13 protein-coding genes and 1 pseudogene are annotated in these 14,347 nt (G+C 40.9%); all 14 read left to right on the top strand.

The features are described from left to right. Positions 1–892: 892 nt before the first annotated feature. The 14 genes and pseudogenes from DSOL_RS06870 (at position 893) to DSOL_RS06805 (ending at position 14,293) form a co-directional block, all read left to right on the top strand. Positions 893–1,756, top strand: coding sequence for a branched-chain amino acid ABC transporter permease (locus tag DSOL_RS06870; RefSeq protein WP_075364136.1), 864 nt, complete (start codon positions 893–895; stop codon positions 1,754–1,756). Continuing rightward, positions 1,743–2,681 carry a branched-chain amino acid ABC transporter permease gene (locus tag DSOL_RS06865; RefSeq protein WP_083642359.1) on the top strand — a complete coding sequence of 313 codons (939 nt, stop codon included), beginning with the start codon at positions 1,743–1,745 and terminating at the stop codon, positions 2,679–2,681. The genes DSOL_RS06870 and DSOL_RS06865 overlap by 14 nt, the downstream gene beginning before the upstream one ends. 13 nt (positions 2,682–2,694) lie before the next feature. Further along, positions 2,695–3,453, top strand: a complete 759-nt coding sequence (locus tag DSOL_RS06860) for an ABC transporter ATP-binding protein (protein ID WP_139314401.1) — start codon at positions 2,695–2,697, stop codon at positions 3,451–3,453. Continuing rightward, on the top strand, positions 3,450–4,166 hold the full coding sequence (locus DSOL_RS06855; protein WP_075364134.1) for an ABC transporter ATP-binding protein: 717 nt from the start codon (positions 3,450–3,452) through the stop codon (positions 4,164–4,166). The genes DSOL_RS06860 and DSOL_RS06855 overlap by 4 nt, the downstream gene beginning before the upstream one ends. Before the next feature lie 118 nt (positions 4,167–4,284). Beyond that, entirely contained in the window at positions 4,285–5,583 is a 1,299-nt protein-coding gene (locus DSOL_RS06850) for an ABC transporter substrate-binding protein (RefSeq protein ID WP_075364133.1), read from the top strand. A 79-nt stretch (positions 5,584–5,662) separates the two neighbouring features. Beyond that, positions 5,663–6,526, top strand: a complete 864-nt coding sequence (locus DSOL_RS06845) for an FAD binding domain-containing protein (RefSeq protein ID WP_075364132.1) — start codon at positions 5,663–5,665, stop codon at positions 6,524–6,526. Beyond that, entirely contained in the window at positions 6,523–6,990 is a 468-nt protein-coding gene (locus tag DSOL_RS06840; protein WP_075364131.1) for a (2Fe-2S)-binding protein, read from the top strand. The genes DSOL_RS06845 and DSOL_RS06840 overlap by 4 nt, the downstream gene beginning before the upstream one ends. A gap of 13 nt (positions 6,991–7,003) precedes the next feature. Further along, the gene (locus tag DSOL_RS06835) at positions 7,004–9,292 is read left to right on the top strand and encodes a xanthine dehydrogenase family protein molybdopterin-binding subunit (RefSeq protein ID WP_075364130.1); all 2,289 of its coding nucleotides are present in this window, start codon (positions 7,004–7,006) and stop codon (positions 9,290–9,292) included. Positions 9,293–9,717: 425 nt separating this feature from the next. After that, a pseudogene (locus DSOL_RS06830) lies at positions 9,718–10,613 on the top strand (IS110 family RNA-guided transposase); the annotation flags it as partial. Between the two features lie 89 nt (positions 10,614–10,702). Beyond that, complete coding sequence (locus tag DSOL_RS29960) at positions 10,703–10,945, top strand: molybdopterin cofactor-binding domain-containing protein (RefSeq protein WP_083642356.1); 243 nt, start codon at positions 10,703–10,705, stop codon at positions 10,943–10,945. Then, complete coding sequence (locus DSOL_RS06820; RefSeq protein WP_139314400.1) at positions 10,917–11,228, top strand: molybdopterin-dependent oxidoreductase; 312 nt, start codon at positions 10,917–10,919, stop codon at positions 11,226–11,228. Before DSOL_RS29960 ends, DSOL_RS06820 begins: the two co-directional genes overlap by 29 nt. 11 nt (positions 11,229–11,239) lie before the next feature. After that, positions 11,240–11,569 carry a molybdopterin cofactor-binding domain-containing protein gene (locus DSOL_RS29455; RefSeq protein ID WP_139314399.1) on the top strand — a complete coding sequence of 110 codons (330 nt, stop codon included), beginning with the start codon at positions 11,240–11,242 and terminating at the stop codon, positions 11,567–11,569. Then, on the top strand, positions 11,544–12,056 hold the full coding sequence (locus DSOL_RS29450; RefSeq protein WP_075364125.1) for a molybdopterin cofactor-binding domain-containing protein: 513 nt from the start codon (positions 11,544–11,546) through the stop codon (positions 12,054–12,056). Before DSOL_RS29455 ends, DSOL_RS29450 begins: the two co-directional genes overlap by 26 nt. 410 nt (positions 12,057–12,466) lie before the next feature. Beyond that, positions 12,467–14,293 carry a sigma 54-interacting transcriptional regulator gene (locus DSOL_RS06805; protein ID WP_083642354.1) on the top strand — a complete coding sequence of 609 codons (1,827 nt, stop codon included), beginning with the start codon at positions 12,467–12,469 and terminating at the stop codon, positions 14,291–14,293. Positions 14,294–14,347: the final 54 nt, after the last annotated feature.

Here is a 14,347-nt window from a genome sequence, read left to right as displayed (position 1 = left end):
GGCGTTTCACTGTCAAGGATGAGATATACCTATGGAATGGGAAATAGTCATTGAATGTATGGAATTCGTGGATGCATAGGGTTTGTAACACTCGAAAAGAAGTTTTGTTATAGCCCCTTTTTCGTCATTTTTCACTTACTTCTTATTTAATGTACCTACCTTGCTCCAATGCTACTTTCCTTCTTCGACGTTGCACGAGCAACAATGCGATAGCAATAAGAATTACAATAACCTGAACAGAATGGAATAACATGTAGTCAATAGCTACAGAAGGTAATAATAGAACCCTCGTAAAATTTCACTGTTAGTTACCCGCGATAGTCTGAGCTATTGGAGGGGAGTAGTGGTAAGTGTGAACAAACAACTTACCAGGATTTGTTGTAAAGGTTAAGGTTTCTTCATCACGCTGGATTAATCCTGAGACAATGTAGCTTCTGGTAGCCGCATTGTTAACTGTATCTAATAAGACGTTATCTTTGAGAATTAATTTACAGTTTACACCAACATTGTCGGTCCCAAAATATTTCTCAAGGATGAGAAAATATTTCCATTTTTGTCAAAAATGATAACTGAAATTTGCGAAAGTTTATGTCGGAACTCCTCAAACTGATTAGCTGATGGGGGTTAGGATAATTGGCATGAAAATTGCAAATATTCAATTTTGTCAATTGGGCTATTGAAATAAGGGAGGGATAAAATGAATTTAAATTATACTCTGGATAGCGTACCAAAATTGATGAAACAGGAAAAATCTGTTACACATGGGGACAGGTGTTGTAAATTTTATCACTGGGAAAATGAGAAATGAAAAAATATTCTTAATTAAAGTAACGACTTAACTCAAAAAGTAACATGAGGTTAAGATATTTTATTGAAAGAGAGGAGGCTATTCATGGATTATCTTCCTTATTTAATTTCAGGTTTAGTTAGTGGAACAATCTTACTACTAGGATCAGTTGGGTTTTCACTTGTTAGAAGAATTGAGAGTTTCTTAAACATCTCCCATGGGCAAATTTTAACGTTAGGGGCATATTTAGGTTACACCTTCAATGTAACACTCGGTATTAATATTTATATCTCCTTTCTATTATCTACATTAATTACCACATTGGTAGGGTGGTTAACATTTAAAGTATTTTATAAGCCGATTCGAAATTATGGGAGCCTTTACTTATTATTCACTTCTGTTGGGGTTTCCTATATACTTCACGGATCGATCGAAGCTATTTATGGTGTGCAAGCGAAATCCTATAATGTGACATCATCTAAAGTCTTTGAAATAAACGGTTTTCCCATAATCTCAGGGACAGAAATGACAGTGATTATATTAGCTATAGCTAGCGTATATGGACTACATCTTATTTTAACTAGGACCTTGACCGGTAAAGCGATTAGAGCCATGGCTAGTAATTTGACTTTGGCAAATGCTAGGGGGATTGACACGGAAAAAATTGCTTCGATTGCTTGGTTAATTTCTTCGGCTTTAGGGGCTATGGCTGGAATTTTTTACGGTTTGATTGGAACTGTGTACACTGACATGGGATGGTCAGTTATTCTACTTATTTTATCAGCTGTAGTATTGGGGGGGATTGGGAGTCTATACGGGGTAATGATTGGAGCCATGATCATCGGTGTAGGCATGGATATGAGCGTAATAATTCTTCCAGCTGCTTATCGCCCTGCTGTCGCCTTTGCCATGGTTATTTTAGTACTGATCTTTAAACCACAAGGGATTTTGGGAGGTGAGGGCAATTAATATTGGAGTATTTATTGCGGGGATTGTTGTTTTGATGGGAATTTATACATTACTCGCCTTGGGTTTGAATATGAGGTTTGGCACGACTGGCTTAATTGATTTAGGCGTTGTGGCCTTTTTCGCAATTGGAGCTTATACCTATGTTATTTTAACAGCCCCCTCTCCGAATACTACGGATGCCTACATGTTTGGCTTTCATTTGCCAATGATCGTGGGCTTTATTGGATCTGGTTTGGTTTCTGCTATATTTGCTTTTTTAGTTGGATTACCCGCTATTCGCTTAAAAGGCGAATATTTAGCGATTGCTACTTATGCCTTTGCAGAAGTTGTTAGGTATCTGTTTACTAATGAAACTTGGTTGACTAACGGGGTAACGGGTTTTATTGGGCTAAGACAACCATTTCGCGAGCTGTTTGAATCTGCGGACTCTTACCAGTATTTTTATGCCTTACTTATCGTCGTCGCGGTTGGTTTTTTTTGGTTTCTATTCTCACGCCTTGATCGTTCGCCATTTGGTAGGACGCTTAAGGCTATCAGAGAAAACGAAGATGCTGCATTAGCAGCAGGGAAAAATATTGCGAAATTTAAAATGTGGTCATTCGTTCTTGGGGCTGCAGTGATTGGTTTTGCAGGATCATTTTATGTTTGGTATACAAGTTTGATTGTCCCATCCCTTTTTGTCAGTGAAGTGACCTGGATCGCTTGGATTGCCTTAACCATCGGGGGTACGGGTAATTATAAAGGAATGATATTAGGATCAGCCGTGATTGTAGGTATTCAAGAAGCGACAAGGTTTATGCAGGCTTCTGCGGAATTAGCTCCGATTATGGCTGCAAGTAGGTTTATTGCAATGGGGTTAATTTTAGTTTTAATCATTCGTTTTAAGCCCAAAGGAATTCTTCCAGAACGGAACGCGGTAGATTGAGGAGGTGAGGTTAGTGCTACTTAACGTTAATAGGGTGAGTAAGATTTTTGGCGGACTCATAGCAGTAAACGATGTCAGCTTAAAAGTTCAGACAAATTCCATCACGGGTTTAATCGGACCAAATGGTGCGGGTAAAAGCACTCTGTTCAATTGCATTGCTGGTTATTATCCTGCTACTAATGGGGATGTTTACTTTAAAGAGGAAAAAATTAGTCATTTACCAGCAAATAAAATTGCTACTTTGGGGTTGGCCCGAACTTTTCAGACTTCTCAAGGCTTTGCGCAAATGACAGTTATGGAAAATATGATGGTAATTCCGAAAGGCCAGAGAGGAGAACACCCTTGGTGGGGTCTGATTAACGGAAAGAAAGTCAAAGAGCAGGAAGAAGAACACCGAAACAATGCACTAAAGTTATTAGAGGAATTCGGATTACTAGAACGTAAAAATGATTTGATAGCTAACCTCAGTGCAGGTGAGGCTCGTATTGCTGAAATCGCAAGGCAGTTTATGCTAAATCCAGAAGTATTATTATTAGATGAACCTGCGGCTGGAATTAATCCGACCTTGCAGAATCAACTAGTAAAAATTTTATTAAAACTTCGTGCGCAAGGACTGACATTATTAATAGTTGATCATAATCTAGGCTTTATTTCAAGCTTATGTGATTACATTTATGTTCTGAACTTAGGTCAAAATATCGCGGAAGGCACACCTCAGGAGATTTTTAAAAACCCGAAGGTTATTGAAGTGTATTTGGGGGGGACAGCATGAGTTTATTAAAATGTAAGTCTGTAGAATCTGGTTATGGAAAAATACCTATCCTTCATGGAGTTGAACTCAGAGTGGAAGAATCTGAAATGGTAGCAGTCTTAGGACCAAACGGTGCTGGAAAATCTACTTTGATGAAAACAATAGCTGGGATATTACCTCTGATGAAAGGTCAGATCTTATTTAAAGAAGAAGATATTTCGCCACTTAAGCATCATGCTCTAGCAAGCCGAGGTTTAGGCTATGTTCCGCAGGAAAAAAACGTTTTTGCAGATTTAACAGTAGCAGAAAATCTAGAATTGGGAGCCTTTACGATTAAAAATCCAAAAGAAGCCATTGAAACCATCTATCATCGATTTCCGAAATTAAAAGAGCGTTGCAAACAAAAAGCCGGGACTTTAAGTGGAGGAGAAAGACAACTATTGGCTGTTGGTAGTGCATTGTTACTTAACCCGCGATTATTGATTCTCGATGAGCCAACATCTGGTTTATCGCCTCAAGCAACTGAAACAATGATTAATCTAATTAGCAAAATTAGGGATGATGGTACTGCAGTTATCTGGGTAGTAGAAGAAAGCCCTAAAGAAGTTTTGGCTCACGTTGATCGTGTCTATCTTTTGGAATCTGGCTTGGTACGAAAAGAAGGTTCAGGGGAGGGATTTTTAGAGGATGAAGAGGAATTCGAAAGGCTGTTTTTAGGTCACAATGTTAGTTAATCTAGAATGGAGGTGAATGGAGAACTTTGCTGTTAGATGCATATGTGGGAAAGTTTAAGTCCATAGCTCAAACTGTTCAGTTAAGATTAGATAATAAATCATGGGAGGATGAGAATGAATGTTAAACTTGCGTATGTCTAAGTACATAAAAAAATTTGGCATGCATAGTTTAGTTGTAATTTTATGTATTGGTCTTCTTGCCATATCGGGGTGCACTAAACAGACTAGTGGGCCTTCCGATACGGGAAAAACCACGGGAAGTACGAGTGCAAGTTCGAGTGGCGACATTCCAATCGGAATACTTACATCTTATACGGGCGAGATGGGGGCCTTTGGTAAACCTGTTTATAATGCTGCCAAGCTGGCAGTTGATCAAATTAATGCCGCTGGTGGAGTAAATGGCCGTAAGATCATGCTCTACACTGAAGATGATCAAAGTACGGTTGAGAGCGGAATTCGGGGAGCAAGAAAACTCATTACAGCTAACGGAGTAATCGCGATGCATGGAATGATCTCCGACGTTTTGCTGGCGATATGGGATTTTGCAAAACAAAATAAGGTGTTTATAGCCTCTCCCTATGCAGGAACAACAAAATTGGATAAAATCGGCGGGGACTATCAGTTACGAACTGTTCCGTCGGACTCTTTGGATGGTAAGGTAGCGGCTCAATCACTTTGGGACAAAGGATATCGTAAAATTGCTATCATGTTCGAAACCGCGGAAAGTACTACTTCGATTGGCAATGCAGTGAAAGAACAGTTTGAGAAACTAGGTGGCTCAGTCACAATGATTTTGCCTTTCCAGAGCCGACAATCAAGCTACTTGGCAGAACTAAAAAAGGTAGCTGATACAAATCCAGAAGCTGTTTGGTTGGGAACAGGGCAAGAAACCGCCCCAACTATTCTCAAACAATGCAAGCAACGTGATTATAAATGGCAGTGGATGGTTTCGAGCGACGTCGCTGTGCCTGAAATTTTCAAATTAGTAGGTAAAGATATTATGAATGGTATTCTTACTGAAATACCGGCGGGAGATAACACCAGTGAAGATTATAAGAAGTTTTCTTCTGAATATAAGGCTACATTTGGGAAAGAACCGGGAGGTAATTTTGAGGCGAATTCTTATGACGCTATGATGATTATGGCTTTAGCAATTCAAGCTGGTGGTAAGGCGGATGGAACTACCATAAATCAAAATTATAAGAAAGTAGCCAGCCCTCCAGGAGTTAAAGTTCACTCTTACAAAGATGCATTTGCTGAGTTAAAAAAAGGAAATGATATTGATTACGAAGGACCCTCTGGAGATTGTAACTTCGATGATCATGGGACTACATCTGGCAGCTTTAATGCCCTCATAGCAAAAGATGGTCAGTGGGAACAATTTAAATTCTATCCAGCATCAACATTTGAAAATTAGTTAACGGTATTATTTCGAAGGGGGTCTCAAAGTATTATCAGAGACCCCTACCGAAAAGCTAAAATGTGAGGTGATCAGTGTGGTACAAGCAGAAATCTACTTTAGACCTAAAAGCCTAGAAAAGGCCCTGAACTATTTAGACGAACATAAAGACGCAACATTATGGGCTGGAGGCACTGATTTGGTGGTTAAACTAGAACATAAAAAAGTTAGGGTATCCCAAATTATTGATTTAAAAAGCGTTAACGAATTAAATTTCATTGAAGATGCAGACCAAATACGGATAGGTGCTTTAACTACAATCCATGATATTGAGGTTTCACCGGTAATTAAAAGGGAATTCCCTTTACTTGCCGAAGCAGCTCATGTTTTAGGATCTTGGCAGGTACGGACTTTAGCCACTGTAGGTGGTAATTTAGTTACGGCTGCTCCTTCAGTGGAGACAGCTACGCCGATCTTGATTTTAGGGGGCACTATGATTGCCCAAAGTAAGAATGGTGATAGGATAATTCCAGCAAAGCACTTTTTTAAAGGGCCCGGAAAAACTGCCTTGATTCCTGGAGAAATTCTCAAAGAGATTCAATTACCTAGATTGCCCCTAGATTACCAAAGTATTTACCTGAAAGAAAGTTTAAGGCGATCAATGGATATTGCGTTAGTCAGTGTTGCCTGTGTTCTTAAATTAGATGGAGATAGATGCCAGGAAGTCCGCTTAGGTTTGGGAGCTGTTGCTCCTGTGCCGATGAGGGCGATAAAAAGCGAAGAGTCATTAACCGAGCAAATTATGAGCGCTGAGCTTATTGAAAAAGCAGCGAAAATTGCGGCAGACGAATGTCAACCGATTGATGATATACGTGCCAATGCCAGTTACCGGAGGGAATTGGTTCAAGTATTGGTAAAGAGGGCTTTAACATCCCTTTGGAAAGCAGGTGCAAAGTCATGAAAATGCAGATTACTTTAACGGTAAACGGAGATAAATATGAATTGTTAGTTTCCCCCCTAAGCAAATTAGTCGATGTACTTAGGGAGGAACTCGGTATTACTGGAACCAAAAAGGGCTGCGGGGAGGGTGAATGCGGTGCTTGTACTGTAATTATGGACGGGCAACCTGTGAGTTCATGTTTAGTATTAGCTCCTCAGGCAGATGGAAAATCGATCTTAACAATTGAGGGGCTAGAGAGTAGAGATGGGATTTTAGATCCTATCCAAGAAAGTTTTATGAAAAAAGGGGCTATACAATGCGGCTATTGCAGTCCAGGTATGATTTTGACTGCCAAAGCTCTACTGCTGGTTAACGAACATCCCTCTGAAGACGAGATTAGGAATGCTATCTCAGGTAACCTTTGCCGATGTACAGGTTATCAGAAAATTGTTGATGCGGTCCTCGATGTAACGGAAAAAGAGTAAGGAGGTGAACAAGTTGTCCGGAAATAACGAATTTAGCTATATAGGGAAGTCCGTCACCCCAGTTGATGCATGGGAGAAGGCTACGGGTAGGGCAATGTTTGTTACCGATCTTAAGCTACCAGGTATGTTGTATGGTAAGATCCTACGCAGTCCCCATGCTCATGCTCGGATTGTGAAGATCGATACCAGTAAAGCGCAAGCCCTTAAAGGGGTCAAGGCAGTCGTTACCTTTGCAGATACCCCACAAATAAAGTTCGGCCCCATGGCTAGCAATGAGGATTGGTACATATTTGCCAAAGATAAAGTGCGCTTTATTGGAGAAGAAGTTGCGGCAGTTGCAGCTATCGATGAAGAAACTGCGGAAGCAGCCCTTGATTTAATTGATGTTACCTATGAAATACTCCCCTCCGTATTTGATCTTGAGGAGGCCATGAATTCTGGTGCTCCCTTGATTAATGAGGATTGGCAGAAGAATATTGCTTCCGAAGCCCATATCGAACAAGGAGACATTGACACCGGCTTTGCCGAATCAGATTTAATTATTGAAGAGACCTTTTCCACAAGTCAGGTTTATCAAGCCTACATGGAAGCGATGGCGGTTATAGTTCGACCGGAAAAGGAAAAAGGGTTGACCATGTGGCTACCGATTCAAGTTCCAAATAAAGCACGCTTGATCTATGCTAAAGCTCTTGGAATATCTTCGGAAGATATTCGGGTAATCAAACCCTTTATCGGAGGAGCCTTTGGGGCTAAATTCGAAGCGAACCTCCACTTAGCTTGTGCTATCCTTGCTGAAAAAACCAAGCATCCGGTTAAAATAGTCAATACCCGTTATGAAGACTTTATTGCTGGAAACCCTAGAGTACCTATGCGATATTGGATCAAAATGGGGTTCAAGAAGGATGGAAAGATAACTGCAAAACATATGCGGATTATCGCTGGTAATGGTGCCAGGACAGTTTACGGCCCTGCGATTATGTCTACAGCTTGTATTCGGATTGACTCGTTGTATAATTTTGAAAATGTCAAGGCAGACGGTTTTGCGGTTTACACTAACACTATTCCGACCGGTTGTTTCCGTGGCTTCGGTAACTCTCAATCTATTTTTGTCTTGGAGTCGGTAATGGACATGGCCGCCGAAAAATTGGGAATTACACCAGAAGGAATCAGGAAACTAAACGTCATCCCAAGCAATTACGTCAACGTTCATGGTTGGAAAATTGGCACTTGCGGGTTAGTTGAGACAGTTGACAAAGCAGTTGAGGCTATGAAGAATAGGGCCAATGAAGATGTTAAACCCGGAAAATATAGGGGGATAGGTCTAGCTTGTACTAACCACGTTTCAGGAAACAGAGGATTTTTCCCAACCTTCGACGGTTCAGCTTCACTTGTCAGGATTGGCGAAGACGGCAAAATTATCTTGTACCATGGGGAGTGCGACATGGGGCAAGGCCAGGATACAGCTTTTGCCCAAATTGCGGCAGAAGCACTAGGAGCCAAACTAGCTGATCTTAGGGTGGCCTCGATTGATACTCAGATTTCCCCGTTTGGCCTAGGGTCTTATGCTACCAGGGGGACTACCGTCGGAGGGATGGGCGTCATAGCAGGGGCAAAAGCTGCGCAAAAAAATTTATTTCAAGCTGCAGCTGCGATGCTTGGGGTCAGTTCGGACGAATTAGTTGCTAGGGAAAGCATCATATATCTAAGAAACCAACCGGAGAAACGGTTGACTTTTTCAGAAGTTGCCAAGACATACGTTTTTGAACACGGGGGCGCCTCAATTATTGGTAATGGGTATTATATAACCGATACAGTGCCGCCTGACCCCAAAACAAAATACGGAAATATCTCTCCTGCTTACGTTTTCGGAACCCATATTGCCGAAGTAGAAATAGATGCGGAGACAGGGCATGTAGATGTCGTTAACTATTGGGCTGCTCACGATGTGGGCAGGGTTATCAATCCGACTCTTTTGGCGGGACAGGTTGAAGGCGGTGTAAGTATGGGCCTCGGGTGGACTCTAATGGAAGATATGTTAACAAGGGAAGGGCAAATTTTAAATGCGGGCTTTTTAGATTACCGAATTCCAGGGTCTAAAGATGTCCCACGCGTCCAGAGTATGTGGGTAGAACCAGTAGAACCTAATGGACCTTTCGGTGCTAAGGGAATAGGGGAACCTGCATTGAATCCGGTGCCAGCGGCAATTGCCAATGCAATTTACAATGCGATTGGTGTGCGCTTTAAAGAATTGCCGATAACGCCAGAAAAAATTTTAAGAGCGCTTAAAGAAAAGGAAAAATAAACTTGAATCAAGAAAGTTGGTACTTTCTATCAGCGAGGATGGAATTTGACAGCAGGGGTTGCTAGTATTGTTGATTTGTCCTGATTTCGAAATATTCATAGATTAATAATGTTTCTTTAGAAGGTGTTTAAATCATGTATCAAAAGGCGGATCAGGCTGGGTATTGGTTCAGGACCTAGTCTTGATTATGTTATGGAGAAGAAATACAATGTGAGTCCGAAGTCGACGCTTTGGAAATGGACTGTGGTTTAAGCTTTGAGAAGAGAAGAGAAGAGACTTGGTGCCGCGAGCCCGTTAGTCAGACGGAGCACATCGACCTGGTGCATCGCAGATTGTTGCTCCTTCGGGAAGCACGCAGGGCAGAATAACCCGTATTGGTTGTTGCACCAGCCATAAACAAAACCAGTCTAAGGAGAAGTTATGGTATGGAAGTCTTGCATGAACGTTGTTGCGGTCTGGATGTGCATAAAAAGAGTATCACAGCCTGCATCATCACTCCCAAAGGAAAGGAGATTCGAACATTTGCAACAATGACCCGGAACCTAATCGAACTGGTGGACTGGGTCAAAAGCAACCGCTGCTCCCATGTCGCGATGGAGAGTACGGGTGATTACTGGAAACCTATCTATAACCTTTTAGAACTAGAGGACCTCCAGCCGATGGTAGTCAATGCTCAGCACATAAAAGCAGTGCCTGGACGAAAAACGGATGTTAAAGATGCCGAGTGGATTACGCGTTTACTGCGTCATGGTCTGGTACAAGGGAGCTTTATCCCGAACCGGGAGCAAAGAGAATTAAGAGAGATCGTCCGCTATCGGCGAAGCATCATTGAAGAAAGAACGCGGGAAGTGAATCGTCTCCAAAAGGTATTAGAGGGAGGTAACATAAAGCTATCCTCTGTGGCTTCAAATGTTTCGGGTGTATCTGGGCGAAACATGCTGGAAACCATGATCAAGGGAGAGAAAGACACTTCAATTTTGGCGGATTTTGCTCAAAAGAAGCTAAAGGTTAAAAAAGAACAATTGAAACTTGCGCTAGAGGGACGACTCGGAGCACATCAATTGTACATGATAGAGAAACAATTGGCTCATATCGATTACATCAATGAACTAATGAGCGAGTTAGACGCTGAAATCGAGAAACGTATAACTCCTTTTACGGAAGACATGAAGTTATTGGATTCCATACTCGGAGTTGGAAAACGAACCGCTGAACAAATTATAGCGGAAGTTGGTACAGAGATGTCACGATTCCCTACACCTGGTCACCTATGTTCGTGGCAGGGATGACTCCAGGTCATGATGAAGCGCAGGGAAAAAAAGACGACTAAAACGCGTTTGCGTTGTAAGACCCGAAGATGGCCTCAAAGCCTAGCGAGGGTATTTTCGTAAGAAAAGACATCCTTTCCATATAAAACATCGCCTTGGGGTATCGAAAGAGGGTTTTCTTACAGCTATCGACGTTAAGTTTTTGGCTGACACCGGAGCTTACTTATCCTTCGGACCAGGAGTAGTTATTCGTGCGGTCGTACATTCAACAGGCCCATACCGGATTCCTCATGTAAAAGTTTTTGGCCAAGCAGTTTATACAAATAATCCTCCGAGTGGAGCAATGAGGGGATTTGGTGTTCCGCAAATCGCTTATGCAATTTGAAAGTCAAATGGATATCGCAGCGAAAATGCTGGGAATCGATCCTGTAGAAATACGTCGTATCAATGGTTATTGTGCAAATAATTATACTGCTACAGGTCAAGAATTGGAGAATCAATTAGCATATCTTGACACTCTACCTTCGCTAAAAACAGAATATCAGCGGGCGAACGAAGAAATAGCAAAACACGGGAAGAACGACATAGTTAAAAAGGGTGTTGGGGTGGCTTCAATGTGGTTTGGACCAGGGAAGACAGGCCTAGCGGATCAATCTGAAGTTTCTTAGAATTGCTTCCGATGGGAAAAGTCCGATTAGTAACTACCGCCGCGGATATAGGACAGGGTTTAGATACTGTAATGGCACAACTTGTTGCAAAAGCTTTGAATCTACCCTTTCAGATGGTTGAAGTAAGTTCTAAAGACATTTTCGATTCTCCAGATGGTGGCTTTACCTGTGCCAGTAGACAAACCTACAATACAGGAAATGCAGTATTAATGGCAGCAGAAAGAATGAAATCTGGTTTGCTGCAATGCGCATCGGAAATATTAAATCTACCAACTGACGAGTTAGTTATGGAAAATGGTTTTGTCAGTTCGGCACTTGATCAGAAAACTTCTGCTGGTTAGGCAGAAGTTTACGCACGAGGGATACCGCGCGCATACGGAAATTACTCAGCAAGTGTTAACACCCTTGGATAAAAATGGGCAAGGTGTCGGTTATGAAACCTATACATTTGGAACTCAAATGGCTGAAGTAGAGGTTAATGTGGAAATCGGGGAGGTAAAAGTGGATCGGATTGTCGTAGCTCATGACGTGGGAATCGCTATCAATCCCCAAAGTGTTGAAGGACAATTGGAAGGCGGGGTGATGATGGGCCTAGGAATGGCTTTAAAGGAGAAATATATTACAAATAAGAGTGAAAACTTCGAAAATTATCATATTCCGCAGTTAAGTGATGTTCCGGAGATAAAAGCAATTCATTTAGAGGTTAAACATGAACATGGACCTTTCGGAGCCGCTGGTGCAGGCAAATGCTCCTTAATACCGACAACATCAGCAATTAAAATGCAATATCTAACGCAATCGGGTATAGATTTTTCGATTTACCAGTGACTTCGGATAAAGTTAAAATAGTTCTTTCTGCTACTCCTCCCCAAGCTTAATACGAATGTCGTGAAGTTTAATCTCAACTAAGGTATTATGATCATCTTCAAAGGGGTAATTCAAGTAATTTTGAGTTATCCCTTTTTTATATCCGATACGAATGGAAAGGGAAAGAAGAAGGGATTGTCTCTCCTCCATATCGTTAAATGTAGTTTGCAGTTAAAACATAGTTTTAAATTATTAGGCATCATGGGCTATAAGTGTTGATTTAGTAGCAAGTTAATGTATAATTGTGGTATTCCCTAAAGTCTTAGGTAAAGACCATAGCACACGTCATGTGTATACCAAGGAATTCCGGATCGCCAAACTTTGAATAATAGTGAATAAATAATATTTTCACCTTTAAGGAGGAGATATCATTGACGCCAGAATTAGCCTCTGTAAAAGAATTTGTTCAACAAGTCGTAGAAGCGATTGCTGTAGCATTAAGTATAGATGTTATGGTATTCGATCCAGAAAGAACAATCTTGGCTGGTTCAGGTGTTACGAAAGCGGAAATTGGAACCATTTATAACGAGAACAGCTTGACTGGGTCAATTTTGGTATCTGGACATCCAATTATTACACGGGACTCCGGGCGCTCGGAAGAATGTAGACATTGTTATCGATATGGCACTTGTCTTCATTTAGCCGTAGTAGCATATCCGATAAAGATCGAGAGTGACGTTTTAGGTAGCTTTTGTCTAGTGGCAACCGATGAAAAACAGAAAAAACGTCTATTAACCGACGAAGAGGGTATGATGAAGTTTTTAGACAAAGCGTGTCAAATGATTGGCAGTGTGATTAATGAACGACGAGTTCAAGATCAACTAAACACAATACTTAAGCGTTACGATAACGTGGTCAATACCGTTCATGAAGGAATTATTGTGACTGACGAAATGAGTAAAATAATCCACTTGAATCGGTCTGCCCTTGAACTTTTAGGTATTACTCCTGAAGAAATTCTAAACAGACACATCACCAAAGTATTCCATGACTTTTCTTTAACCTTAGATGAGCTCGCAAAAAGAAATAAAATTGAAATCGAAATTACTTATCAGAAAGATACTAAGCACAAGAAAAAGTCTTTTTTGGCCACTGTCATGCCTATACTTGCTGAAGAGGGACTGGAGATAAAAGGCGCAACAATTTCGATGCGAAGCCTTAAAGAGGTGCATTCGTATGCAGCTAAACTCGTGGGTACTTATAGTAAATACGAGTTTAAAGACATAGTTGGACAGAGTGAGGAAATTGTTCGTGTTAAGAATAAACTGCAAAAGGCTGCCTTAACTGATTCAACAATTTTAATAAGAGGAGAAAGTGGAACTGGGAAAGAACTATTTGCCCATGCTGTTCACGGAGCAAGTTATCGCCGTAAGGAACCGTTCATTGCCATAAACTGTAGTGCCATCCCAGAAACATTAATAGAAAGTGAACTATTCGGGTATGAAGAAGGGGCATTTACCGGGGCAAAGCGGGGAGGAAAGCCAGGAAAATTCGAGTTGGCTGATGGTGGAACCTTATTTTTAGACGAGCTTGGGGATATGCCCTTGCACGTACAAAGCAAGCTCTTACGGGTTTTAGAAAATCATTCGATCGAACGTGTCGGAGGGATTGAGTCCATAACGACAAATGTACGGATTATTGCGGCAACTAATCGAAATCTAGAAGAGATGGTAGAAAGAAGCGAGTTTCGTGGTGATCTGTATTATCGACTCAGCGTCATCCCGATTTTCATTCCTTCTTTGAAAGAACGAAAACAAGATATTCCGCTATTTATAAGTTATTTTTTAGAAAAATATGGTTCAATAATGGACCGTCCAATACAACAACTTGATACTGCGACAATGGCAACTTTATTAAATTACAGTTGGCCTGGTAATGTACGAGAACTCCAAAACACTATTGAATATGCAATTAATATGAGCGAAATCGGTCAGGAAATTATGTTAGAACATCTTCCGCAGAAAATTCTTGCCATGGCAAATGTGAAGAACGAAGTGGAAGATGTAATGACGAAACAAATAATTACCAAAGAGTCTGATAAACAAACTAAGATAAAACTGAAGAACTTAGAAAAAGAAATAATAAAAGAGGCTCTAGAACGTTTTGATAATACAACCATCGGGAAAGAAATGGCTGCAAAGTATCTAGGAATAAGTATTTCGACTTTATACCGGAAATTAAAGGAAATTAGTTACTGAAATAAGAATTATCAATTAGGAATATTAATAGTTTAGTAAATTTTTCTATTTTGA

It is taken from the genome of Desulfosporosinus metallidurans, from assembly GCF_001936615.1.
GTDB lineage: Bacteria > Bacillota > Desulfitobacteriia > Desulfitobacteriales > Desulfitobacteriaceae > Desulfosporosinus > Desulfosporosinus metallidurans.
Note: the sequence above shows the minus strand (reverse complement) of the source record. Positions and strands in the feature narration are given on the sequence as shown.

Excerpts from the sequence above, each read along its gene's own strand:
- DSOL_RS06855 (WP_075364134.1), top strand. The coding sequence starts at position 3,450 with ATGAGTTTATTAAAATGTAAGTCTGTAGAATCTGGTTATGGAAAAATA.
- DSOL_RS29455 (WP_139314399.1), top strand. The coding sequence starts at position 11,240 with ATGGGAAAAGTCCGATTAGTAACTACCGCCGCGGATATAGGACAGGGT.
- DSOL_RS06840 (WP_075364131.1), top strand. The coding sequence starts at position 6,523 with ATGAAAATGCAGATTACTTTAACGGTAAACGGAGATAAATATGAATTG.
- DSOL_RS06850 (WP_075364133.1), top strand. The coding sequence starts at position 4,285 with ATGTTAAACTTGCGTATGTCTAAGTACATAAAAAAATTTGGCATGCAT.
- DSOL_RS06870 (WP_075364136.1), top strand. The coding sequence starts at position 893 with ATGGATTATCTTCCTTATTTAATTTCAGGTTTAGTTAGTGGAACAATC.